General features: G+C 68.2%; 21 protein-coding genes. 13 read left to right on the forward strand and 8 right to left on the reverse strand.

The annotated features are described in order from the left end of the window. The coding region (locus ACN469_RS07135; protein ID WP_498765454.1) for a DUF885 domain-containing protein at positions 1–1,388 on the reverse strand (1,388 nt) is incomplete at its 3' end. A gap of 859 nt (positions 1,389–2,247) precedes the next feature. Here ACN469_RS07135 and ACN469_RS07140 point away from each other — a divergent pair. Next, the gene (locus tag ACN469_RS07140) at positions 2,248–2,532 is read left to right on the forward strand and encodes a hypothetical protein (protein ID WP_498765456.1); all 285 of its coding nucleotides are present in this window, start codon (positions 2,248–2,250) and stop codon (positions 2,530–2,532) included. An 896-nt stretch (positions 2,533–3,428) separates the two neighbouring features. Here the strand turns inward: ACN469_RS07140 and ACN469_RS07145 are convergent. Continuing rightward, positions 3,429–4,154, reverse strand: a complete 726-nt coding sequence (locus ACN469_RS07145; protein WP_498765458.1) for a sulfite exporter TauE/SafE family protein — start codon at positions 4,152–4,154, stop codon at positions 3,429–3,431. Between the two features lie 24 nt (positions 4,155–4,178). Here ACN469_RS07145 and ACN469_RS07150 point away from each other — a divergent pair, with 24 nt between their 5' ends. The 8 genes from ACN469_RS07150 (at position 4,179) to ACN469_RS07185 (ending at position 13,503) form a co-directional block, all read left to right on the forward strand. Then, positions 4,179–6,638, forward strand: a complete 2,460-nt coding sequence (locus ACN469_RS07150) for a heavy metal translocating P-type ATPase (RefSeq protein WP_498765460.1) — start codon at positions 4,179–4,181, stop codon at positions 6,636–6,638. Then, entirely contained in the window at positions 6,635–6,829 is a 195-nt protein-coding gene (locus ACN469_RS07155) for a cytochrome oxidase (protein WP_498765462.1), read from the forward strand. Before ACN469_RS07150 ends, ACN469_RS07155 begins: the two co-directional genes overlap by 4 nt. 4 nt (positions 6,830–6,833) lie before the next feature. Beyond that, entirely contained in the window at positions 6,834–9,203 is a 2,370-nt protein-coding gene (gene ccoN / locus ACN469_RS07160; RefSeq protein ID WP_498765464.1) for a cytochrome-c oxidase, cbb3-type subunit I, read from the forward strand. Continuing rightward, entirely contained in the window at positions 9,203–9,382 is a 180-nt protein-coding gene (locus ACN469_RS07165) for a cbb3-type cytochrome oxidase subunit 3 (protein WP_498765466.1), read from the forward strand. Before ccoN ends, ACN469_RS07165 begins: the two co-directional genes overlap by 1 nt. Next, positions 9,375–9,923, forward strand: coding sequence for a cbb3-type cytochrome c oxidase N-terminal domain-containing protein (locus tag ACN469_RS07170; protein ID WP_498765468.1), 549 nt, complete (start codon positions 9,375–9,377; stop codon positions 9,921–9,923). Before ACN469_RS07165 ends, ACN469_RS07170 begins: the two co-directional genes overlap by 8 nt. Positions 9,924–9,947: 24 nt before the next feature. Next, a complete protein-coding gene (gene ccoG, locus ACN469_RS07175; RefSeq protein ID WP_498765470.1) occupies positions 9,948–11,366 on the forward strand; it encodes a cytochrome c oxidase accessory protein CcoG in 1,419 nt (472 codons plus the stop codon). Between the two features lie 116 nt (positions 11,367–11,482). Then, entirely contained in the window at positions 11,483–12,853 is a 1,371-nt protein-coding gene (hemN, locus tag ACN469_RS07180) for an oxygen-independent coproporphyrinogen III oxidase (protein ID WP_498765472.1), read from the forward strand. 107 nt (positions 12,854–12,960) lie between these two features. Then, complete coding sequence (locus ACN469_RS07185; RefSeq protein WP_498765474.1) at positions 12,961–13,503, forward strand: hypothetical protein; 543 nt, start codon at positions 12,961–12,963, stop codon at positions 13,501–13,503. Between the two features lie 82 nt (positions 13,504–13,585). Here ACN469_RS07185 and ACN469_RS07190 read toward each other — a convergent pair whose 3' ends face one another. The 3 genes from ACN469_RS07190 to ACN469_RS07200 form a co-directional block, all read right to left on the reverse strand. Next, positions 13,586–14,305, reverse strand: a complete 720-nt coding sequence (locus tag ACN469_RS07190; protein WP_498765476.1) for a proline and serine-rich protein 1 family protein — start codon at positions 14,303–14,305, stop codon at positions 13,586–13,588. A gap of 89 nt (positions 14,306–14,394) precedes the next feature. Beyond that, positions 14,395–15,003, reverse strand: coding sequence for a 2,3-bisphosphoglycerate-dependent phosphoglycerate mutase (locus ACN469_RS07195; RefSeq protein WP_498765477.1), 609 nt, complete (start codon positions 15,001–15,003; stop codon positions 14,395–14,397). Between the two features lie 27 nt (positions 15,004–15,030). Further along, positions 15,031–15,867: a helix-turn-helix domain-containing protein gene (locus ACN469_RS07200; RefSeq protein WP_498765479.1), complete on the reverse strand. Its 837-nt coding sequence runs from the start codon at positions 15,865–15,867 to the stop codon at positions 15,031–15,033. Positions 15,868–15,950: 83 nt separating this feature from the next. On the opposite strand from ACN469_RS07200, the gene ACN469_RS07205 reads away from it, so the two are divergent. After that, a complete protein-coding gene (locus ACN469_RS07205; RefSeq protein WP_498765481.1) occupies positions 15,951–16,835 on the forward strand; it encodes an MBL fold metallo-hydrolase in 885 nt (294 codons plus the stop codon). A gap of 20 nt (positions 16,836–16,855) precedes the next feature. On the opposite strand, the gene ACN469_RS07210 is transcribed toward ACN469_RS07205, so the two are convergent. The 3 genes from ACN469_RS07210 to ACN469_RS07220 are packed head-to-tail and all read right to left on the reverse strand — an operon-like array spanning position 16,856 to position 19,406. Further along, positions 16,856–17,569, reverse strand: a complete 714-nt coding sequence (locus tag ACN469_RS07210) for an iron-containing redox enzyme family protein (protein ID WP_498765483.1) — start codon at positions 17,567–17,569, stop codon at positions 16,856–16,858. Then, positions 17,539–18,459 (reverse strand): GNAT family N-acetyltransferase, encoded by a 921-nt coding sequence (locus ACN469_RS07215; RefSeq protein WP_498765485.1) that lies wholly within the window; start codon positions 18,457–18,459, stop codon positions 17,539–17,541. The genes ACN469_RS07210 and ACN469_RS07215 overlap by 31 nt, the downstream gene beginning before the upstream one ends. Beyond that, positions 18,456–19,406 (reverse strand): DUF3419 family protein, encoded by a 951-nt coding sequence (locus ACN469_RS07220; RefSeq protein ID WP_498765487.1) that lies wholly within the window; start codon positions 19,404–19,406, stop codon positions 18,456–18,458. Before ACN469_RS07220 ends, ACN469_RS07215 begins: the two co-directional genes overlap by 4 nt. A gap of 75 nt (positions 19,407–19,481) precedes the next feature. Between ACN469_RS07220 and ACN469_RS07225 the strand changes: the two genes are divergently transcribed. From ACN469_RS07225 to ACN469_RS07235, 3 genes are all read left to right on the forward strand, one after another. Then, complete coding sequence (locus ACN469_RS07225; protein ID WP_498765489.1) at positions 19,482–20,420, forward strand: fatty acid desaturase family protein; 939 nt, start codon at positions 19,482–19,484, stop codon at positions 20,418–20,420. After that, positions 20,413–21,312 (forward strand): phosphatase PAP2 family protein, encoded by a 900-nt coding sequence (locus ACN469_RS07230; RefSeq protein ID WP_498765491.1) that lies wholly within the window; start codon positions 20,413–20,415, stop codon positions 21,310–21,312. Before ACN469_RS07225 ends, ACN469_RS07230 begins: the two co-directional genes overlap by 8 nt. Positions 21,313–21,466: 154 nt before the next feature. Beyond that, positions 21,467–21,856 (forward strand): hypothetical protein, encoded by a 390-nt coding sequence (locus tag ACN469_RS07235; protein ID WP_498765493.1) that lies wholly within the window; start codon positions 21,467–21,469, stop codon positions 21,854–21,856. Positions 21,857–21,927 lie beyond the last annotated feature (71 nt).

Consider the following 21,927-nt stretch of genomic DNA (forward strand, 5'->3'; position numbering starts at 1 on the left):
GAACGTCCGCCGTAGCCCTCGTCCAGCATCATCTGCTCCGTGTACAGGCCCCAGCCCTCGGAGAACGAGCCCGAGCCCAGGAGCCGCCGCACCTTGGACTCCACCCGGTTCGTCCAGAGGAACTGAACGTAATGGCCGGGATACGCCTCGTGGATGGAGACGAGCGGCAGCGCATGGTGGTTGTAGAAGCTCATGTGCTGGTCGGTCTGCTCGGCGGTCCACGTCGGGTCCGGCGGCGTCACGTAGTAGTACGCCTCCGTGGCCTGCTTCTCGAACGGGCCGGGCGTGCTCATGCTCGCGAAGGACAACGAGCGATTGAACGACGGCGTCTCCGCCACCTGCGCGCGCACCTCGCTGGGCACGGTGATGATGCGCTCACGGATGAGGAACGCTCGAATCTCCTCCAGCGTCGCCGTGGTGCTGGACACCAGCTCCGCGGGCGTCGGGTGCTCCTTGCTCAGCTCCCGGTACACGTCCATGGGCGCCTTGCCCGGCCCCAGCCGTCCGGCGACCTCCTTGAACTGGGCCTGCGTGCGCTTCATCTCCGCCAGCCCCCACGTGAGCAGCGAGTCGATGCTCTCCGTCACGCCCTCCTCGTAGAGCAGCTTCTTGCGGTAGGTCTCCTCGCCAATCGCGAACTTCCCCTGCGAGCGGGGCAGCAGGTCCTCCTTCAGGAACTGGATGTAGCCGTCGATGGCCGCGAGGCAGCGCGCCTGCTCCTTCTGGAACGCCTCGTTCAGCGCGGCGTCCTTCACTGGCGAGAAGGCCTGGGGCAGCGTCTGCGCATACAGCGACCGGGTGCCCTGGGCCTGCTGGAGCGCAATCTCCGTCCACAGCTTCGGGGGATTCTTGAGGGATGTCCGCGCGGCGGCGAACAGGTCCGGCACCTTCGTCATGCGACTCACGGCCGAGCGCATGCGCTGCTCCAGCGGCGCGAAGTCCCGGTTGATCAGCTGGAACACCGCGATGGAGGCCTGGCTCAGGTACGTGTTGGGATTGCGCTCCCACGAGCGCACCTCTTCGTGCTCCAGGATGCGCGCGCGGAAGTTGTTCTCGAGGATGTCGTAGTCGGCCCGGTCCAGGGGCGGCAGCGCGCTCCGGTCCACCGCCGTCGGCAGCGCGGCGAGCCGGCCCTTGAGGTACGCGAGGTGTGAGGCACGCTCCTCGGCGGTGAAGCCGCGCAGCTCACCGTCATACGTATGGACGCCCGCGGAGGTGGCGGACAGCGGGAAGCGACGGAACTGCTCGTCGAAGTGCGCGTCCACGAAAGCGCGGAGCGCCACCTGTGCGGGCGTGAGCGTGGGCGCGGCCTGGGTGACGGCCTCGGACGCGGCTTCGCTCTGTGATGGTGGGCGCGAGGTGGTGCAGTTCGCGGTTAGCAGAAGCAACGCGGCGAGAGTGCTCGGAGTGCGCGGCGCGGTCATCATTCCTCGGCGGGCGAAAGAGAAGGTGCCGGGAGCCTCGCCGATGCCACTGCGTGCGACAAGAAGCGTACTTGTCCGCCGTTCAGCGTGACGTAGTTGCTCCAGAGGTACATCGTCAGACGCACCAGTTCGGCATGCAGTGACTTGCTGACCATCGACGCGAGCGCAAGGCGGATCGCGGTATCTGGATGAAAGTACTTCGCGAACGGACCTTCGACCGCTCACTCTTACCAACGCGCGACCCACGGGGACCCTCCATCCTGACTCAGTGTGAACGCTCCCGCGTCGACGTCGTGAAACCACGCCTCGAAGCCACGTTGCGCGCCGAGCAGCGATGCGGCGGGTAACGGCCAATCTCATGGCGGACAGACATACAGGAGGATTGGTGGGGCGCGACCGTTTCCACCGGTACGCCCACCTATACGGCCGACCTTGCCTCCCCCACGCAGTAGGTGCGCAATACCCCACGACATCGGATTGGGCGGTTTAGGAGAGGGTTTGCGTACGGGGTAAACGCTGGGTGTAGTTGTACCCGTCAGGCGCACTTTCTGCTTGCCAAGCAATGGGATGGTCAGAGGAACGGGCCTGGTTTTCACTCTGGGGAGGCAGGTTGGTCACGGTATTCGCCATTGCTTGCAAATGAGTTCCATGAATCGAAGTCAGAAAGCACCCGCCAAAATAGTATTCCATGCATATTGATAAAGGATGAGGATGTGTGGATTATGTTGAGGTCTCCTGCGAAAACTGAATGGGCCTGCGGGAGGATGTCTGAGTGGTGGGTGCCACTCGGAGAGCCAGTTGCGCACTATCAAGGGAGAATTACATGAAGCTTGCCAAGATCGCGGTCTTGATTCCGGTCGCCCTCCTCAATGCTGCTCTGTTTGGCTGCGGAGGCGTGTCAGAGGAGTCGGCTGACGACTCTTCGAAGGATTCGGCTCATTACCTGGATATCTCTCATTTGGACGGGGCGGCACGCGAGGAGTTCCTGGCCAACCATAAGCATGAGGTGTCCGCCAAGATCTCTGAGTCGCCGTCATCCGAAGTGCCCGGTGGCGAAGACTGTTACTGCAGTTACTGCAAGGTCCATCACGCCCCGCACTGCGTGTAGGGCTGGCGGCGCATGGCGTCAGTGATAAGGGTAGGCTCCCCCATGCGTGTGTATCTCTGACACTCTGTTTCCAGAGAGAGGTCGGAAGGTTCTTCGCCGTACCTCTCCCTGGTGCTTCAATGTGCTTCCCGTTCCATTGGCAAGAATCGGGAGGTCGTGACTCTCAGTGCTCTAAAGTCATATCTGGACGACGTTGGCGGATGTTGGCGAGGCTGGTCTCAGATGCAAGGGCTGGGACTCCAGTTGAACTGAAGGTGACGGGGGCTTCTATGAATACTGGAATGCTTGGGCACTGGATTGGCGCTGTGGGTCTCTCTGTCTCCTTGGGTGGGTGTGGTGGCCTGTCTGAAATGGAGTCGCAAGCGGTCGAACGCAATGGTCAGGGTGACCACCAGAAAGGCACAGAGCCTGTTTCCAACGAAGAGTTCATGACGGAACATCGCCACGACGTGGCTTCCCGTCTCGCAAATGGGGAGACAGTCATGTGTTACTGTTATTTGTGTCTGCGGCATGAGCCCCCTCCGTGTCTGGATTTGTGACGACGCGGGCTGATTGCTCCACATGAGCGATTCAGGAAAAGGTCGTAGGGGGCGGAGTACAATCTTGTGACCGTCCAGATGGTTGTCGCGAGAGGGCATCAGCCGATGCGCTAATCTCCTGCCGTGCGGTCCCCGCGCAGGGGCTGGTTTCATCCCACTGCGACAACTTCGGCTGGTACACTCCCACTCACTGGGCCAGTGTCGCGGCACTTACCGCGCTCGGGCCCATCATTCGCTTCACCATCTGCTCCTTGAATGTGTCTGTGTAGTGCGCCGTAACCGCCTGCGCTCGCCCCCTTCGGGTGGTCAACTCGACAGGTCAGCCGAGGCGACTTCTTCCCTGGCACAGGGGGACCCTCAGTGGCAGTGAGGCGAGGTGTCGACCGCGCGGAAGACCAGCACCGCCGCCGCAGCGAGCGGCATTGCCCGACGAAGCAGGAAATCCGAGAGCCGGGGTCGCTTGCTCCACAGCCCTGCTTGAAGTTGTGCGCCGAGCAGCGCCGGGAGACCTCCCAGCGCGAAGGCTCCCATCACCAGCGCGCCGCCGCCGAACGAGCCGCTCGCGAGCGCCACGGTGAGCACGCCGTAGAGCAAGCCACAGGGCAGCAAGGGCGTCACCGCACCCATTGCGCCCGCGCGGCCCACCCACGAAAACTTTGCGCTCCAGCGCGCCAGGGCGCTCGCCAGCCGCGCGAGCCCAGGCAGGGGAGGCAGGCGTTTTCCCAGCTCCAGCGCGGATGCCACCAGCGCCGCCGCCATCAGCCACGGAAGATAGGGACGCGTGGACACGGCGAGCGCGCGAGTCACTCCGCCGCCGAGTGCGCCCAGCGCTCCGCCCACCAGCGCGTAGGCCCCGAGGCGCGCGCCCTGATAGGCGAGCAGCGCGCGGTGGCGCTCGGGCCCGCGCAGCGCGGGCAGCCCCGCGCAGGCGAGCGGCCCACACATGAGGAAGCAGTGCACGCTGCCCGTGAGCCCCACGGTGAGTGCACCGAGCGCGCCCGCGACCAGTGTCGGAGTCGGCGTCAGCGAGGCCAGCAGTAGCGGAGCGTCGATGGGCATGAGCAGGTCCTTCGCAACAGGCATGCCGTTCGCAAGGTGACAGCTCGCATGCCCGACTCCGCGCAAACCCGGCCCGACGTGGCCTCCTGCCTCCACTGTGGCAGCCGCGTGCCGGAGGGCACTGCCTCGCGCGAGTTCTGCTGCGCGGGCTGCGAGGCGGTGCATGGCCTGCTGGTGTCGCAGGGGCTGACTCGCTACTACCAGCTCACGGGTGGGAAGACGGCGCCCGCGGCGGAGCCCGCGCGAGGACGCGGCCTTGCGTGGCTGGAGCCGCTGGTGGCTCGCGCGGAGACCGCGCCGGGCACGCTGTGCTCGCTGGAGCTGGACGTCCAGGGCATCCACTGCGCAGCATGTGTCTGGCTGATGAACGAGCTGTTCCGTCGTCAGCCCGGAGGCGCGGGGCTCACGGTGGACCCCGCGCTGGGCAAGGCGCGCATGCAGTGGCAGCGCGGGGCCTTCGATGTGGGCGACTTCCTGCGCACGGTGGAGGGCTTCGGCTACCTCTTCGGTCCCAGCCGCAAGCGGCCCGCGCCCGCGAGCCTCGATTTGCCCATCCGCCTGGGCATCTGCGTGGCGCTCTCGATGAACGTGATGTTGTTCTCGGTGAGCTTCTACGTGGGGCTCACGCCGGAGGATGCGGAGGTCTTCCAGCTCTTCACGCGGCTGAGCCTGGCGCTGTCCACGCTCGTCGTCATGGTGGGTGGATGGCCGTTCTTCCGCTCGGCGTGGCAGGGGCTTCGTCGAGGCGTGCCGCACCTGGACCTTCCCATCGCGCTGGGCATCCTCCTGGTGTTTGGCACCTCGCTGGTGCAGGCCCGGGGTGGGCGCGGTGACCTCGCCTACTTCGATACCCTCAACACCTTCGTCACGTTGATGCTGGTGGGGCGCTGGCTCCAGCAGCGCGTCCTGGAGCGCAACCGACGCTTCCTGCTGGAGGACGACGGCGCGGAGGGACTCTTCGTTCGTCGGCAGGAGGGCGAGCGGCTCGCCACCGTGCGAGTCACCCAGGTGGCCGAGGGGGACCTGCTCGTCATCACTCCGGGAGACCTGGTGCCCGTGGAGGCGGAGTTGCTCGATGCGCGCGCGCGCGTCTCCACGGACTGGATGACGGGCGAGCCGGATGAGCGCGAGATGTCCACGGGGGAGGCACTGCCCGCGGGCGCCTTCAATGCCGGACGTGAGGCGGTGCGCGCGAGGGCTCGACAGGCGTTTCAAGACTCGCCGCTCGTGGCGTTGCTGCGCCGCGCACCGGATGGCGCGGGTCGAAGCGCGGGGCACACGCGCTTCTGGGAGGCCGTGTCGCGGCGGTGGGTGGTGACGGTGCTGGCGGTGTCGGCGCTGGGGCTCGTGCTGTGGTGGCCGTCGGGGCCCGACAAGGCGCTGGAGGTGGCGGTGGCCCTCTTGGTGGTGACGTGCCCGTGCGCCATCGGCATCGCCACACCGCTGGCCTACGAGCTGGTGCAGGCCCGCTTGCGTCGCGAGGGCTTCTTCATCCGCGCGACGGACCTGTTGGACCGTCTTCCGCGCGTGCGTCAGGTGCTGTTCGACAAGACGGGGACGCTGACGCTCGGGCGGATGGAGCTGGCGGACCGGGCCTCGCTGGATGTGCTCACGGAAGAGGCGCGCGACGTGGCCTTCAACCTGGCCTCGCGCAGCAACCATCCGGTGAGCCGGTGTCTCTCGGACGCGCTCTCGCGAACGGGTGCCCGCTTCGTTCCGGAGGCACGGGTGACGGAGCATCCCGGGCAGGGACTGGAGTGGATGCGAGACGGCGTGTCGTGGCGTCTGGGTCGCTCGGACTGGCACCTCGGCGTAGCGCCGATTGCCGTGGGGACTGATGGCTCGCACCTGTCGAGCGCCGATGGGCCTCGCGGCACGGTGCTCTTTCGTGACGGCGTCCCCCTCGCCGCGTTCCCGTTGCGAGAGGCCCTCCGTCCGGACGCGCGCCGGGAGGTCGCCGCGCTCCAGGCAGAGGGACATGCCGTGTGGCTCATCTCGGGCGATGCTCCCGCGCGAGTGCGCGAGCTGGCGGGCTCCCTGGGCGTGCCACTGGAGCGTGCCCTGGGCGGCCTCCGTCCCGAGGACAAGGCCTGTACCGTCTCGCGCATCGGCGCCACGGACTCGCTCTATCTGGGCGATGGCGTCAACGACAGCCTCGCCTTCGAGCGGGCGCTGTGCGCTGGGACTCCCGCGATTGACCGACCGGTGATGCCGGGCAAGAGCGACTTCTTCCTGGTGGGGGAGGGGCTCTCCTCGTTGCGCGAGGCGCTGAAGCTGTCGCAGCGCCTGCACCAGGTGGTGCGTCGGCTGTTGACGCTGGCCATCGGCTACAACGTGGTCGCTGTCGCCGTGTGCCTCGCGGGCTGGATGACGCCGCTGCGCGCCGCCGTGGCGATGCCGGCCACCAGCCTCGCCACCGTCCTCTTCACGCTGTGGAGCCTGTCCGCGCCTCGTGCTCCGCGCAGCGGCTCGGCGCCCCTGGCGCGTCCCACGGAGGTGCCCGCATGAACGTCCTGGTGCTCCAGGTCTTCGTGAGCCTGATGCTCGTGGCCAGCTCGGTGCTGCTGTTCATCTACAGCATGCGTCACCGGGACCATGAGCAGGCGGACCGGCTCGCGCTCTTTCCGCTCGAGGAGGACAGCGTGGCTCGCCCCGCCGCGTCCTCCGACGGGCCGTCGTCTTCGGCTTCCCAGGAGTGACTCCGTGCAACAACAGCGAATCGTCTACGACGACACCACGGTCCGCCGCTTCATCTTCGCGGCGGTGGTCTTCGGCATCGTGGGCATGGCGGTGGGTGCGCTGGTGGCCAGCCAGCTCGCGTGGTGGCAGGCCAATCTGGGCATCCCTTATCTGACGTACTCCCGCCTGCGGCCCCTGCACACCAACGCGGTCATCTTCGCGTTCGTGGGCAACATGATGTTCGCCGGCGTCTACTACTCCACGCAGCGCCTCTTGAAGGCGCGCATGGCGTCCGACCTGCTCTCGAACATCCACTTCTGGGGCTGGCAGCTCATCATCGTCGCGGCGGCCATCAGCCTGCCCCTGGGCATCACCACCTCCAAGGAATACGCGGAGCTGGAGTGGCCCATCGACCTGGCCATCACCGTCATCTGGGTGGTCTTCGCCATCAACTTCTTCTGGACCCTGGCGAAGCGCAACGAGAAGAACCTCTACGTCGCCATCTGGTTCTACATCGCGACCATCATCACCGTGGCGGTGCTGCACATCGTCAACAGCCTGGCGCTGCCGCTGGATGGACTCAAGAGCTACTCCGTCTTCTCAGGAGTGCAGGACGCGCTGGTGCAGTGGTGGTACGGCCACAACGCCGTCGCCTTCTTCCTGACCACGCCGATTCTCGGCATCATGTATTACTTCCTGCCCAAGGCGGCGGAGCGGCCGGTGTATTCGTATCGGCTCTCCATCATCCACTTCTGGGCCCTGGTCTTCATCTACATCTGGGCCGGTCCCCACCACCTGCTCTACACGGCGCTGCCCGACTGGGCGCAGTCCCTGGGCATGGTGTTCAGCGTCATGCTGTGGGCGCCGTCGTGGGGCGGCATGCTCAATGGCCTGCTCACGCTGAAGGGCGCGTGGCACAAGCTGCGCGATGACCCGGTCCTCAAGTTCTTCATCGCCGGTGTGACGTTCTACGGCATGGCGACGTTCGAGGGGCCGCTCCTGTCCATCAAGACGGTGAGCGGGCTGGCGCACTACACGGACTGGATTGTCGGCCACGTGCACGGCGGCGCGCTGGGCTGGAACGGCTTCATGGCGGCCGGCATGTTCTACTGGCTGGTGCCCAGGCTGTACGGCACGAAGCTGCACTCCACCCGCTCGGCGGACGCGCACTTCTGGCTGGGGACGGTGGGCATCCTCCTCTACATCGTGTCCATGTGGATCAGCGGCATCAACCAGGGGTTGATGTGGCGCGCCACCCACGCGGACGGGACGCTGCTGTATCCGAACTTCGTGGAGACGCTGCTCGCCATCCGGCCCATGTACATCGTCCGCTTCGTCGGCGGCTCCATGTACCTGGTGGGCTTCTGCATGATGGCGTGGAACCTCTGGAAGACGGCGCGCGCGGGCAAGGCCGTCGACGGAGAGACCACCGTCGTCGTGGAAGATGCGCCGGCTCCCGTGCCCACCGCGACGACGACGCCCGCGCCGGGTTGGGTGCAGGTCGTCACCGGCCGCCCGCTGGTGTTCGCCATCGCCATCATCACGGTGACGATGTTCCTGGGCTGGGCGAAGCCGGTGCGCGCGCTGGTGCTGATGGGTGCCATCGTCGCGCTGGGCGAGCTGGCCTGGATTGTCACGCGCAAGGACCGCGAGGCGGGGCGGCCGTCGTGGTTCGCGCTCATCGAGGGGCGCCCGCTGGCCTTCACCGTGCTGACGCTGGTGGCCATCCTGATTGGCGGCGTGGCGGAGCTGCTGCCCACCATCCTCATCCAGCAGGCGGTGCCCGCGCATGGCGAGGCGCAGAAGCCCTACTCGCCGCTGGAGCTGCAGGGCCGAGACCTCTACGTGCGTGAGGGTTGCTACACGTGCCACTCGCAGATGATCCGGCCCTTCGTGGCGGAGACGCAGCGCTACGGCGACGTGTCTCGCGCGGAGGAGTTCATCTACGACCATCCGTTCCAGTGGGGCAGCAAGCGCACCGGGCCGGACCTGCACCGCGTGGGTGGCCGGTATCCGAACCTCTGGCACTACACGCACATGATGGACCCGCGAGCCACGAGCCCCGGCTCGAACATGCCGCCCTATCCGTGGCTGGCGGAGAACCGCATCCGCGTGAAGGACGCGCCGAAGAAGCTGTCGCTGATGCAGAAGCTGGGCGTGCCGTACACCAACACGGACGTGGACTCGGCCGAGGCACGGCAGAAGTCCCAGGGTGAGGCCATCGCCGCGGACCTGGCGACGCAAGGTGTCCAGGTGGCGTGGGACTCGGAGATGGTGGCCCTGGTCGCCTACCTCCAGCGCCTGGGCCGAGGTCCGCAGGACGTGCCCGCGCCGCCGTCCGAGGTCGCGCCCTCCGCGTCGGCGGCGGGAGTCCAGGAAGGAGGAGGCCGCTGATGTACAAGCAATTCTATCAAGGGATGACGCTGGAGGAGCTTCCACTCTTCGCGCTCGTCCTGTTCGTCGCCATCTTCCTGGGCGTCTGCGCCTGGGGGTTCGGAGCGCGCAGGAGTCAGGACTTCGACGCGCTCTCGCGGCTGCCATTGTCGGAGCGCGGGGAGGGCGGTCATGAGTGAGAAGTCGCTGGTCAAACACATCTATGACGGCATCGAGGAGCACGACAACAACCTGCCGAACTGGTGGTTGCTCCTCCTGTGGACGACGATTGTCTTCAGCGCGGGCTACTGGTTCTGGTACCACGTCGCGGAGGCGTGGCCCGGGCAACTGGGCGAGTATGCCGCGGAGTCCGCCGAGCATGCCCAGCGCATGGCCAGCAACACGCCCGCGTCGGATGACCTGCTGCTCAAGCTGGTGAACGACCCGACATCACTGGAGGGTGGCAAGGCCGTGTTCCAGGCCAACTGCGCGGCCTGTCACGGTGCGCAGGGGCAGGGCCTCATCGGCCCCAACCTCACGGACGGCTTCTGGCTGCACGGTGGCGCACCCATGGCCATCCACAAGGTGGTGGCCGATGGCGCCGTGGCCAAGGGCATGCCCGCCTGGGAGCGGACGCTGGGCGCCGAGCGCGTCAAGGCCGTCACCGCGTACGTCCTGACGCTCAAGGGGACGAACGCCACTGGCGGAAAGGCGCCTCAGGGCGAGCTCGAGCAGCCGTAGCGCTCGGGCCACGAGGACTCGGACATGGCGACAGCTCCGCGGCAGGAAGGCCCCCGCATCGACCAGCTCTCATCCATCCACGCGGATGGCTCGCGCCGGGCGCTGCACCCATCGGACGTGCGGGGCCGCTTCATCACCTGGCGCCGCGTGGCGTTCGCGGTGCTCATCGCCATCTACGTGGCCCTGCCGCTGATAGACGTGGGCGGACATCCCGCCGTGCACCTGGACGTGGCGGCGCGCCGCTTCTTCCTCTTCGGCGCCACGTACAATGCGCAGGACTTCTGGCGGGTCCTCTTCCTGTGCACCGCGCTGGGGTTCGGTCTGCTGTTCGTCACCGCGTGGCTGGGCCGGGTGTGGTGCGGCTGGGCCTGTCCGCAGACGGTGTTCCTGGAGGGACTCTATCGGCCGCTGGAGCGGCTCATCGACGGGCCTCGCGAGCGGCGGCTGCGCCAGGAAGGGACGTCATGGACGGCGGGCCGGGTGGCGCGCTCGGTGGTGAAGCATGGGGCCTACCTGGGCGTGTCGTTGCTCATCGCCCATGCCGCGCTCAGCCTCTTCGTGTCCGCCGGAGGGTTGTTGTCCATGGTGGCCGAGGGGCCGAGGGCGGCTCCGGTGGCGTTCACCTGGGCCATGGCCGTCACGGGCGCGCTGTATTTCAACTTCGCGTGGTTCAGGGAGCAGCTCTGCGTGGTGGTGTGCCCCTATGGGCGGCTCCAGTCGGCGATGCAGGACGGGGACTCGCTCATCGTCGGGTACGACGCGCGACGGGGCGAACCTCGGGGGCGGTTGCTGAAGGCCCTCCCCACGCAGCCCGCGCCGCCGAAGGGCGACTGCGTGGACTGCTTCAAGTGTGTCACCGCGTGCCCCACGGGCATCGACATCCGCAACGGCTTGCAGATGGAGTGTCTGGCCTGCGCGCAGTGCATCGACGCCTGTGACGAGGTGATGGACCGGGTGGGGCGCCCGCGCGGTCTCATCCGCTACGACTCACTCAACGGGCTCGCGGGCCAGCCTCGCCGCACGTGGCGGCCCCGACTGGTGTTGTATGGGGTGCTGGTGTTCGCCTCCGTCGGTGGGTTCGTGTGGAGCGTGGCGCGGCGCATCCCGTTCGAGGCGAACCTGCTGCGCTTCCAGGGCACGCCGTACCTCATCGAGGCGGGGACGGTGCGCAACCAGTTCGAGCTGCACCTGGTGAACAAGAACCCGGAGGCGTCCACCTTCTCCATCTCCGCGCGGGCTCCGGACTCCGCGCGGGTGGTGATACCGCAGGCCCAGGTGCGGCTCGCCTCGCTGGAGAGCTTCCGGGTGCCGCTGTTCATCCTCGTCCCGCAGGGGAGCACGGAGCTCCCCTTCACCTTCCTCGTCGAGGTGGCGGACTCGGCTTCCGGTGAGGTGGTGCGGATGGACGCCCGCTTCCTTGGCCCGCCGTCGCCGCGCCGCTGAGGGAGCAGGCTCGCGAAAGTCCTGCGCAGGTCCTGGAGGTCCCCGCGAATTCTGCGGGGGCGTTCATCGGGCTCAGGGGATGAATGTGGCACGCGGCTTGGAATGAGACGTGAGGCATGGAAGCGCTGCCAGGTGTCCCTCGGCCCACGCCGGAGTTGCTGAGTCGGTACGACGTCTCCGGACCTCGCTACACGAGCTATCCCACCGCGCCGGAGTGGCGTCGGGACTTCGGGCCGGAGGCGCTCGCGGAGCGGCTGAGCAGCGCGGGGACCCGTGACTCCGCCGAGCCGCTGTCGCTCTATGTCCACCTTCCGTTCTGTCACAGCCTCTGCTGGTACTGCGGCTGCAACGTGGTCATCAGCAAGGACTCGCGCGCGGCGGACCGGTACCTCGACCACCTCGTCATGGAGCTGGACCTGGTGACGGAGCGGCTCGGGGCGCGCCGCTCGCTCTCGCAAATCCACTGGGGTGGCGGGACGCCGACGTTCCTCACGGAGGCGCAGCTTGAGCGACTGTGGACCGAGCTCACGCGGCGCTTCGTGCCGTTGCCGGACGCGGAGGTCGCCATCGAGGTGCACCCTTCCGTGACGACGGAGGGACAGCTCACGCTGCTGCGGCGACTGGGCTTCAACCGACTGTCCATGGGGTTGCAGGACTTCGACCCGCGCGTGCAGGAGGTGACGAACCGGCTTCAGTCGCCCGAGCGGACGCGGGCCTTGCTGGAGCACGCGCGCGCGCTCGGCTTCACCGGCGTGAACTTCGACCTCATCTACGGCCTGCCGCACCAGCAGCCGGAGACCTGGGCCCGGACGCTGGAGACGGTGCTGGAGATGCGGCCGGACCGGCTGGCCGTCTATTCCTTCGCCTTCATGCCGGAGGTGCTCAAGCACCAGCGGCGGATGCCCGCGGAGGCGCTCCCCACCACGCAGGTGAAGCTGGAGTTGTTCCGCTCGGCTTGTGCCGCGTTCGTGGGCGCGGGCTATCGGGCCATCGGCATGGACCACTTCGCGGTGCCGGAGGACGAGCTGTCGCGCGCGCTGTCCGAGCGACGGCTGGGCCGCAACTTCCAGGGCTATACGGTGAAGGCGGCCTCGGACGTGGTGGCGCTGGGCAGCACGGGCATCAGCGATGTCGCCGGGGCCTATGCGCAGAATGTCCGGGCGCTGCCCGCCTACTACGAGCGCGTCTCACAGGGACGACTGGCCACCGAGCGCGGCCTGCTGCTCACCGAGGATGACAGGCGGCGCCGCGCGGTCATCACCCAGCTCATGTGCAACGCGTGGGTGGACCTGGGTGACGACGGCGTCCGCGACTTCGCGCCCGAGCTGGAGCGGCTGCGGCGCTTCGAGGAGGACGGGCTCGTGGTCCGCTCGGACACGCAGCTGGAGCTGACGGCCCTGGGCCGGCTGTTCGTGCGCAACGTTGCCATGGTGTTCGACGCCCACCTGGCGCGCGCCGAGAAGCCTCGCTTCTCCCGCACGGTGTAGCCACCCGGGCCACCGAGCAGGCAGGCCCCTTCGCGAGGCCGCTTCCCTGGCCTCCGCCCGAGGCGATGACCACTTCACCCGCATGCCCTCGGGCGACGGAGGTGGTCATGGAGACGCGACAGTCGAAGGGCGCTGTTCGACGAGGGCTGGGGGCCTCCTGCCTGCTCGCCTCGCTCCTGGTGGCCTCGCTGGCGGGCGCCGCGCCCAAGCCGGGTGAGGCGTTGCCGGAGCTGTCCTCTCAGGACCTGGAGGGCAAGACCCACCGCAGTGAGGAGTGGAAGGGAAAGCGCACGCTCCTGGTGGTGCTCACCGACAAGGATGGCGGCGAGGAGATGCGCCGCTGGTTCGACACGGCCGCCACCCAGGTGCCGGACTCCGTGCACCGGGCCTCCGTGCTCACCTTCAAGGTCCCCTTCTTCGTCAGCGCCGACTCCGCGAGGGAGCGAGCCAAACAGAAGGTGCCCGAGGCGTTCTGGACGGACACCTGGCTCGACAAGAGCGGCGGCCTGGGCAAGTCGCTGGGGCTTGCCTCCAGTCGCGAGCCCTATGCCATCGCGCTCGACGAGGAGGGCCAGGTGCTGGCCGTCGTGCACGGCGACGCAAACTCGCCCGAGGCGAAGGCGCTGATGAAGAAGCTGTCCGGCCCGTGAGTCTTCCGGCACCGGAAACACGAAGGGCGCCGCGGGTGGACTCCCGCGACGCCCCGGTTTCAGCGTGTCAGCCCGTCAGTGCTCAGCGGCTGGACAGGATGTCCTGGGCGCGCTTCTTGTCGGCGGAGAACGTGAAGGCGTTGTAGAGCTGGTAGTTGTTCTCCGTGTCGAGGATGCGCGACTTCACGGCGCGCAGGACGTTGATCTTGTCGTCGTTGAAGGAGAAGCGCTCCATCAGCCGCATCACCTGGGAGACGAGGAGGTAGTTGTCCTGGAGGCCCGTGTTGAGGACGCGGAGCTTGTCGTCGGTGAAGTTCTCCCGGTTGATGGCGTCATGCCAGCGCTGGAAGGAGCCATCCGCCATCGGGCGAATCATCGGCTCCGGCGGCGGGGGCGGCGGACGCGGCATCACCGTGGCGAGCAGCGGGGCATCGGTGACCTGGCGCCTCACGGACTCCAGCAGCTCCTGGGCCTTGCGCACCTTGCCGCGGGTGTCCCGGTCCGCGCGGTCCTCGATGTCCTCCATCAGCCGCTCCAGGCGCTCCAGGCGCTGGGCCAGGTCCTCACGGCTGACCACCACCAGGGTGCCGGTGCTGTTCGGCGGGACGAAGGGACCCGAGTTGTTGTGCCGCGGCGGCTGAGACGGCTGCTGCGGCTGCGACGGCATCGGCCGGCCCGGCGGGGGCGGGCGGAACTTCTCCATCGTCGCGTCGGGCGCCGGCTGCTTCTCGACCTGGGGGGAAGTCTGCGCGAAGGAGGTGGCGGAGGTCAGCAGTGCGACGGCGATTGCGAGGGCCTTCATCGGGGCGTCCTTGTTTGTGTACTCGACAGTTCTGACGGGCCGAGTCTCATGGCATTCAAAGCCCCCGCGCGACAAGGGGGGCCCCCGGCTCAGGGGGAGGGAGTTCGTTTGGACAGCACGGACCCCTCGGCCGACAGCTCGTAGACGAGCGGAACGCCGGTCGCCAGCTCCAGCGCCACCACCTGCTCGCCGGTGAGCTGGTCCAGCTTCATCACGAGGGAGCGGTTCGAGTTGCCGTGGGCGACGACGAGGACGTTCTTTCCCAGGCGGACGTCGCCGGAGATGGCGCGCTCGTAGAAGGGGAGCACGCGCCGGGCGGTCATCTCCAGCGACTCTCCGTTGGGGGGCGGCACGTCGTACGAGCGGCGCCACAGCTTCACCTGGGCCTCGCCGAAGCGCTGGGCGGCGTCCGCCTTGTTGAGGCCCTGGAGGTCGCCGTAGTGGCGCTCGTTGAGGGCGGCGTCGCGGATGATGGGCGGGCGCTGGCCGAGCGACTCCAGGATGATGGCGAGCGTCTCCTGCGCGCGGGTGAGCACGGAGGTGTAGGCGACGTCGAAGGTGATGCCCTGGAGCGCGTGCGCGGCGAGGCGGGCCTCATCGCGGCCCTTGTCGGTGAGGGGCACGTCCACGAGGCCCGTGAAGCGGTTCTCGTGGTTCCAGAGCGACTGACCATGACGGACGAGGGCGAGGAGGGGCATGGGCCCCCTGCTAGCGCAAGCAAGGCCTCACGGCCAAGGGGCGGCGCGCAGGAGCGCGACGGGGGTGACGCCCGTCAAACTCCGGAAGTCCGAGATGAGGTGGGCCTGGTCGTAGTAGCCGGTGGCGGCGGCGATGGCGCCCCAGTCCGGCGTGGCCGAGCGAGTGGACGCCCGCATGGCGCGCTGGAAGCGGACGACCCGCGCGTAGACCTTGGGGCCGAGGCCCACCACGTCGTCGAAGGCCCGCCGGAGCTGTCGCTCGCTGACGCCCAGTCCCCGGGCCAGCGCGCTGACGCGGGGCAGCTCCGGTGACAGGGAGATGGCGCGGACCGCGCGGCGGACGACGTGCGCGGAGGCGGGCTCGAACACGTCACCGCGACGCAGGCGCTCGGTGAGCGCCGTCTCCAGCACCCTCACCTTCGCTTCCAGGGGCAGGGTGTCGTGCATGCGCTCCCGGAGCCGGGCCCCCTCCACGCCCCACAGGGTGTCGAGGTTGACGACGCGGTCGGTGAGCTCCGCCATGGGCACGCCGAAGAAGGGATAGGCGCCTCCGGCCTTGAAGCGCACGGCGATGGCCAGGGGCGGTACGTCCGTCCCGCCTTTCTGGAGCACATGCAGGCGCGTGCCGATGACATACGCATCGCCCCGCGTGTCGGAGAGGCGGACGATGAGCTCGGCCTCTCCGTCGGGGAGGCGGACGTAGCCGGGGCCACTGTCCTCGTCCCGGGTGACGGCGCGAAAGCCCCGCACGAAGCCCGCGAGCGCGCCCTGGGATGCGACCTGGAGCGACCTGGAAGTCACCAAGGAAGCATGCGGCACGCGAGGCCCGGGTTCAATCGAGGGCATGTCAGGGAGCGGCGCCATGGCCGATTTCTCCAATCGGCTCGGCGCCCGCGTTTCTACCTTGGGAGGACACGACACCCCTGCTTCCCCCCCGAGGAACCCTCATGCGAGTCCATCACCTCAACTGTGGCACCCTTTGCCCCGCTGGCGGCGCGCGCTTCGTCCTGGGCGAAGGCGGCTTCTTCTCGCGGGCCCGGATGGTCTGCCACTGCCTGCTCATCGAAACGAATGATGGCCTCGTCCTCGTCGACACGGGGCTGGGGCTCAAGGACATCGAGGACACGACGCGGCTGGGCTCGCGCTTCCTGCGTCGCAACGCGCCCCGGTTGGACCCTCGCGAGACGGCGGTCGCCCAGGTGGAGCGGCTCGGCTTCCGGCGCGAGGACGTGCGCCACATCATCCCCACGCACTTCGACCTGGACCACATCGGCGGGCTCGCGGACTTCCCTGGTGCGCAGGTGCATGTCTTCCGTGACGAGCACGCAGCGGCCATGGTGCCGACGCCGAAGAACGCGAAGTTCGGCTACCGGCCCGCGCAGTGGGCACACCAGCCGTCGTGGAGGCACTACGCGGTGGAGGGGGAGCGCTGGTTCGGCTTCGAGGCGGTGCGCGTGATTCCGGGCCTGTCCACGGAGGTGTTGCTGGTGCCGCTCGTGGGCCACACGCCAGGGCATTGTGGAGTCGCCGTGAAGACAGAGGGGAAGTGGCTGCTGCACGCGGGAGACGCCTACTTCGACCACAAGGAGCTGAACCTCGTGGCGCCTCGCAGTCCGCTGGGACTGGGGCTCTTCCAGCGACTGCGCTCGACGGACAACGCGGCGCGCCTCGCCAACCAGGAGCGACTGCGGACCCTCGTGCGCGAGCACTCGGCGGAGGTGAGTGTCTTCTCCGCGCACTGCGCTGTCGAGCTGGAGCGCTACGCGGTGGGGCGGCCCGAGACGGTGGAGCGAAGCGCCGTCGCGGCCCAGCGGGGGAGTCACGCCGCCTGAGGGCCGTGCGGGGACGTGCGTCAGGCCTGTCGGCGTCGACGGGCCCGGTAGAGGTCTTCGTAGAGGCCGAGGAAGAGGTGGCCACCCAGGAGGAGGCCCTGCTCGATGTCGCGCGCGGCGGAAGGTGACGCGTCGTATGGCGCGTCGAGCTGACGGTAGAAGCCGTCCGCGTGCTCCTCGTCGAGCGTGGCGTGCGTGGGGTAGTGCACCACCTGGTCCGCGGCCAGCCAGCCTCGCGCGACGATGCCGCGTCCCAGCTCCAGGGAGATTCCGCTGAACAGGTCCTCGATGATGCCGAACACGGCGAGGCCGGTGTGCGGCGTCTCGAAGGCGGCGATGCCCGTCAGCGCGACGTTGAACTTGCGCACCTCCGGCCCGAAGACACCCTCCTGGATTCGCTCTCCGGAGGCACCGAGCCGCTCCAGCAGCAGCTGGAACGTGTGCTCGTGGCCGTGGGAGAGCGCGCCGCGCCCGTGCTCATCGAAGACGTTCTCCACCAGCGGCAGACGAAGCTCGGGGCGGGGAAGGCGGCTGGCGAGCAGGGCCATGGGCCGCGAGAAGTGCGCCACCGCCGCGAAGAACTGCTGCTGTGTCTCCAGGAAGTCGTCCCGCTCGAACGAGCCGTCCATCAGCGCGCGCAGATAGGGCGAAGTCTCCAGCACGTTCCATTCGGCCTTCAGGCCGGCGATGTGCTGACGCAGGTTCAGATTTCGGACGAGGGAAGGTGCACCCATGAAGGCGCTCCCTTGAGGCGGGTCAGATCGAGAGAATAGACGGTGCACACCGTGTCGGGGGAAATGCCGGTGCCCCGCAGCCAGTCGAGCTGCGCTTTCAAGCGTTCGTCGAGAGTGAAGCAGGCCAGCGCGTCCGGGTTGCCCGCGGCGAGTTCTTGCCCGCACTCCCGCAGGTAATGTCCCCAGCCCCGAGTCCACGCGGTGGGAGGCGCCGCGAGGTGGATGAGCGGCCAGGGGCGCTGGGTCGAGCGGAGCTGGAGGTCCTTGCTCCCCGCGGTGGTGCACCAGCCCGCACCTTCGAGCTTCCGGGCGGGCGAGGGCCCGAGCCGCAGCCCGTCACCCGGGATGTGGGCGGGTGCCCCCGCGAGGTCCAACGCCGCGAGCCGGGCCAGGGGAACGAAGTAGAGCGCGAGCCGGCTCTCGGGCCGAGCCACGCGCAGCGGATTCCAGCCTCGGACCGTGTGCATGACGTCGCCGCGCGAGCCGCGCATGGCGGCGCCGTACAGGAACCGGGTGCGACGCAGCGCGGGGATGCGGAACAGGTGCGTGAGCCCCTGGAAGATGAGCCTGCGCGCCAGTCCCGTGCCGCGCGCGTGTGAGGCCACCTTGAGGTCGCAGATGTAGAACCCCTGGCACGCCGTGTCGCCTCGCAGGACCTGCCGCGAGATTCCCGTCACGGAGCCGAGCAGCTCCTCACCGCGCAGGGCCAGCAGGAAGTACGCGTCCCCCAGGGAGGAGAAGAAGGGGTGGTACTCGGGACCGTGGTCGATGAAGAAGTGGTCGGCGCCGTCGGCGATGGGGTACTCGATGCCCTGCTCGAGCCGCCGCAGTCGCTCGACGTAAGGGCCGAGCGTGTCTGGCCGGCACACCACGTAGCGCACGCCGCTCACGGAGACGCCGTCCGCCGGAAGCCGACCTCGATGCGCTCGTAGAACAGGCTGCGGTCCCGGGCCTGGAGTTGCCTGCCGAGCGCGTCGTCGAACACGAAGGCCGGGCTGAAGAAGCGGCGGAGGTCTCGCTGGTTGTTGAGCTGTCGCAGCAACACGGCGCAGCCGGGGCGGGCCTCGCGAGACAGCAGCGCGGCCCACTCGGCGACGAGCGAGTCGTCCGACCAGTCGAAGATGTTGGACAGCGAGACGACGTCGAAGCGTCTCAGGTCGGGCACGTCGGGGAGCGAGCCCTGCACCAGTGTGACGGGGAGCGGCGTCTCCGCGCGCAGGTACGCGGGCCGGTCCTCCGGGCGATAGGCGCCGAGCAGGACGTGTTGCAGGTAGGGATTGCGGTGGGCGTCCTCGCGCCGCAGCCCTCGCTCGAATGTCGCCTGGAAGTAGCCGGGATAGGAGCCGGGCGTCGCGTGCTGCGTCGCCGCCGGGCCGAACATGGCGTGGAGGAACGGGTCCGCGAACGCGAGCTGGAAGGCGACCGGCCAATAGGGCGAGGCGAACCAGCCGTCGCGCAGTGAGGCCCGCTCAGCGGCGGAGGTCGTCGGCTGGAAGAAGGCCGTCAGCTCGCGCGGTGGGGCCGCGAACTCCTCGATGAAGTGGCGCAGCGTGCGGAACAGGCCCTCGAATTCGCCGCACTGGTTCAGCCCGAGCTCCTCCATGCGCGCGGTGCCGAGGCTCGCGGCCTTCTCCCTCACGTGGGCGAGCTGTCGCGGGTTGAAGTCGAAGCCCACCAGCTCCAGCGAGGGGTTCTGCCGAGCCAGCGTCAGCAGCGTGCAGCCTCCGGATGCGACGGTGAGGAGCGCGCGGGCCCGGGTGCGGCCGATGAGGTCCTGCTCCAGCTCCGGGTCTTCACGGACGACGGCGAATTTCAGACGGTGGGGCGTGGCGCTCAAGTCGTCGACGGGGGCAAGGGTTGCTTCTGCGAGGGGGCGGATTGTAGGGCATGATGGCACCCACAGGAACAGCCCATGCCGACGCTCTCATCGTCCCTCACTCCCCAGCGGTTGCATGAGCTGGAACAGGTCGACGCCCGCCATCTGCCTCGATTCGGGGTGTTCCTCGCGCTCTACGGCGTGGCTGCGTGGGGGGCCACGGTGCTCTCGTTGGAGGCCCTGGCGTCCCCCCAGGTCTGGCTCGCGCGCGGGCTGCTCTACGTCGTCGCGGCGGCCTCGCTCCATGGCCTCAGCCTGTTCACCCATGAGGCGGTGCATGGTGGGCTCTCCTCTCGGCCGTGGCTGAACCGGCTGGGCGGGATGGTGTGCGCGTGGCCCGTGCTCCAGAACTTCGCGGCCTACAAGGTGCTGCACCTGCGCCATCACCGGGACTTGGGCGGTGGGTTGGATCCCGACCACTATGCCAACTACACGGGCCGACGCTGGCTGGAGCTGGCGATGCACGTGGGCCGGTTGCTGCTCGGGTATCCCGCGTACATCACCATGATTCCCATCCTGGGCTGGAAGCACGGGACGGCGTCCGAGAAGCGGTGGATTGGCTTCGAGGTGGCCATGGTCCTCGCGGGGGCGGTGCTCGTGGGCGTCCTCGTGCCGTGGCCGGTGCTGCTGCATGCCTGGGTCATCCCCATGGTCATCATCAACACCCTGGTCAACATCCGGGGGATGAGTCAGCACACGTTCCTCACGCACAGCAGTCACCCCGTGCGCGGCTCGCGGACCATCCTCTCCAATCCGGTGACGCGGTTCTTCATGTGCAATGAGAACTACCACCTGGAGCACCACCTGTACCCGCGAGTGCCCTGGTACAACCTGCCGACGCTGCACCAGTCCCTGCGCTCCGAGTTGCTCGCGCAAGGCGCGCCCTTCATCCCGTCTTATTTCTTCTTCGTCCGGGGTGTCTTCAGTGGTGCCCTGATGCGAGAGGCCCGGCGGGTCCCCTCCGCGGATGCCTGAGCGTCCCTATCTCCACGAAGCGCTGCTGGCGACCTTCGGGGTGACGCTGTCATGCGCGCTCCTGCTCGTGGCGGGAGCCCGGTCCGAGAGCTTCCTCCAGGTGTCCGGTGCCACGGCCCTGTTCATCCTCGCGGTGGCGGTGCTCGCGCGGCTGGACGGACAGGCCCATGTCTTTCGGGTGAGGCTGCTGCTGGCCTATGTCGCGACGTTCTTCTTCTACGCGTCGGTGAAGACGACCATCCCCGCGCTGGGGCTCGAGACGCGGGACGCGTGGCTGTTCAGCCTGGACGCGTGGGTGTTCGGTGGCGGCACGCCGTCCGTCTGGTTCCAGCGTTGGAGCGCGCCGTGGGTGCACGACGTGTTCAGCGCGAGCTACCTCGCGTTCCACGTGTACCTGCACCTCGCGATGGCCTGGGCGGTGGTGGGGCCCCGGGAGCGAGCGGAGCGCTTCTTCACCCATGTCTTCTCGGCCTACGTGCCGGGTATCGCGGGCTACTACCTGGTGCCCGCCATGGGCCCGGTGGCGGCGTATCCCGAGCTGTTCACCGTGCCACTCGACGGAGGGTGGCTGACACAGTTGAACGCGGCCGTCGTCGCGAGCGGCTCGTCCACCTACGACCTCTTCCCGAGCCTGCACGTGTTCATCACCCTGGTGTTGCTGGGGCATGACGTGCGCGCGCATCCCCGGCGCTTCCGGGCACTGCTCCCCGTGGCGGCGGCGCTCATCCTCTCCACCCTGGTGCTGCGCTACCACTACGCGGTCGACCTGCTCGCAGGTGTCGTGTGGTTCGTCGCGTTCAGCGCGGTGTTTCCCCGCCTCCAGGCACGGTGGGCGTCCTGGCGGCGTGGACTTGCTTCGGGCTCCAGTCCCGCGCTCCAGCCTCGTCCCTGAGTCGCCGCTTGCGTCGCGCTGTCACACGCCTGGCGAGGCGTTGACGAATTGTCGCGCGGACGGCGTCGGATGGCCCCGCAACCCCTTGGAATGTCGTGTGAGGCGGCTTGGAACGGCGCGTGAAAAGGCAGGAGGCCAACAGGAGGAATCCGCCATGGCCCGGTGCCGTCAGTCCATCTCCCGCTCCTCTCCCGCCACCCTCACGTTCCTCGAGCGCAGCGCTCTCGGGGTGCTTCGACAGGAAGTCCTCGAGCTCATCCTCGACTTCGGAATTCGGACCCGCGCCGCGGGCGTGACACACGTCACCGTGCTGGAGCGCGACCTGCCCGCACATCTTCATGGCTCGTCGCTGGCGCGACAGGCGCGAGGCTGGATTGTCCTGGTCAGTGATGATGAGCGGCTGCTCACCTGCTATCGGCGGCAGGACGCAAACGGCTTCATCCGACGCAAGCCCAAGCATCGCCTCCATGGCGGACGGCCGCACCCGAACACGAGGACCCGTCGCGCGCGTGACAGACAGTCCACGGGCTATAGGGCCGGGTAGGGCGCACTGCTTCACAGTCGCTGTGTTCAATGACTGGCAGCGTGGTTTCTGGCGCTGCGGGCGGAGCGGGT

It is taken from the genome of Corallococcus terminator (genome assembly GCF_049194865.1).
Classification (GTDB): Bacteria; Myxococcota; Myxococcia; order Myxococcales; family Myxococcaceae; genus Myxococcus; species Myxococcus terminator_A.

What these genes read in the sequence shown, in the direction of transcription:
- ACN469_RS07145 (WP_498765458.1), bottom strand. Translation starts at nt 4,154, where the DNA reads ATGCCTGTTGCGAAGGACCTGCTCATGCCCATCGACGCTCCGCTACTG.
- ACN469_RS07210 (WP_498765483.1), bottom strand. Translation starts at nt 17,569, where the DNA reads ATGGGTGCACCTTCCCTCGTCCGAAATCTGAACCTGCGTCAGCACATC.
- ACN469_RS07195 (WP_498765477.1), bottom strand. Translation starts at nt 15,003, where the DNA reads ATGCCCCTCCTCGCCCTCGTCCGTCATGGTCAGTCGCTCTGGAACCAC.
- ACN469_RS07140 (WP_498765456.1), top strand. Translation starts at nt 2,248, where the DNA reads ATGAAGCTTGCCAAGATCGCGGTCTTGATTCCGGTCGCCCTCCTCAAT.
- ACN469_RS07235 (WP_498765493.1), top strand. Translation starts at nt 21,467, where the DNA reads ATGGCCCGGTGCCGTCAGTCCATCTCCCGCTCCTCTCCCGCCACCCTC.
- ACN469_RS07185 (WP_498765474.1), top strand. Translation starts at nt 12,961, where the DNA reads ATGGAGACGCGACAGTCGAAGGGCGCTGTTCGACGAGGGCTGGGGGCC.
- ACN469_RS07155 (WP_498765462.1), top strand. Translation starts at nt 6,635, where the DNA reads ATGAACGTCCTGGTGCTCCAGGTCTTCGTGAGCCTGATGCTCGTGGCC.
- ccoG (WP_498765470.1), top strand. Translation starts at nt 9,948, where the DNA reads ATGGCGACAGCTCCGCGGCAGGAAGGCCCCCGCATCGACCAGCTCTCA.
- ACN469_RS07190 (WP_498765476.1), bottom strand. Translation starts at nt 14,305, where the DNA reads ATGAAGGCCCTCGCAATCGCCGTCGCACTGCTGACCTCCGCCACCTCC.
- ACN469_RS07230 (WP_498765491.1), top strand. Translation starts at nt 20,413, where the DNA reads ATGCCTGAGCGTCCCTATCTCCACGAAGCGCTGCTGGCGACCTTCGGG.
- ACN469_RS07150 (WP_498765460.1), top strand. Translation starts at nt 4,179, where the DNA reads ATGCCCGACTCCGCGCAAACCCGGCCCGACGTGGCCTCCTGCCTCCAC.
- hemN (WP_498765472.1), top strand. Translation starts at nt 11,483, where the DNA reads ATGGAAGCGCTGCCAGGTGTCCCTCGGCCCACGCCGGAGTTGCTGAGT.
- ACN469_RS07200 (WP_498765479.1), bottom strand. Translation starts at nt 15,867, where the DNA reads ATGGCGCCGCTCCCTGACATGCCCTCGATTGAACCCGGGCCTCGCGTG.
- ACN469_RS07165 (WP_498765466.1), top strand. Translation starts at nt 9,203, where the DNA reads ATGTACAAGCAATTCTATCAAGGGATGACGCTGGAGGAGCTTCCACTC.
- ACN469_RS07205 (WP_498765481.1), top strand. Translation starts at nt 15,951, where the DNA reads ATGCGAGTCCATCACCTCAACTGTGGCACCCTTTGCCCCGCTGGCGGC.
- ACN469_RS07170 (WP_498765468.1), top strand. Translation starts at nt 9,375, where the DNA reads ATGAGTGAGAAGTCGCTGGTCAAACACATCTATGACGGCATCGAGGAG.
- ACN469_RS07225 (WP_498765489.1), top strand. Translation starts at nt 19,482, where the DNA reads ATGCCGACGCTCTCATCGTCCCTCACTCCCCAGCGGTTGCATGAGCTG.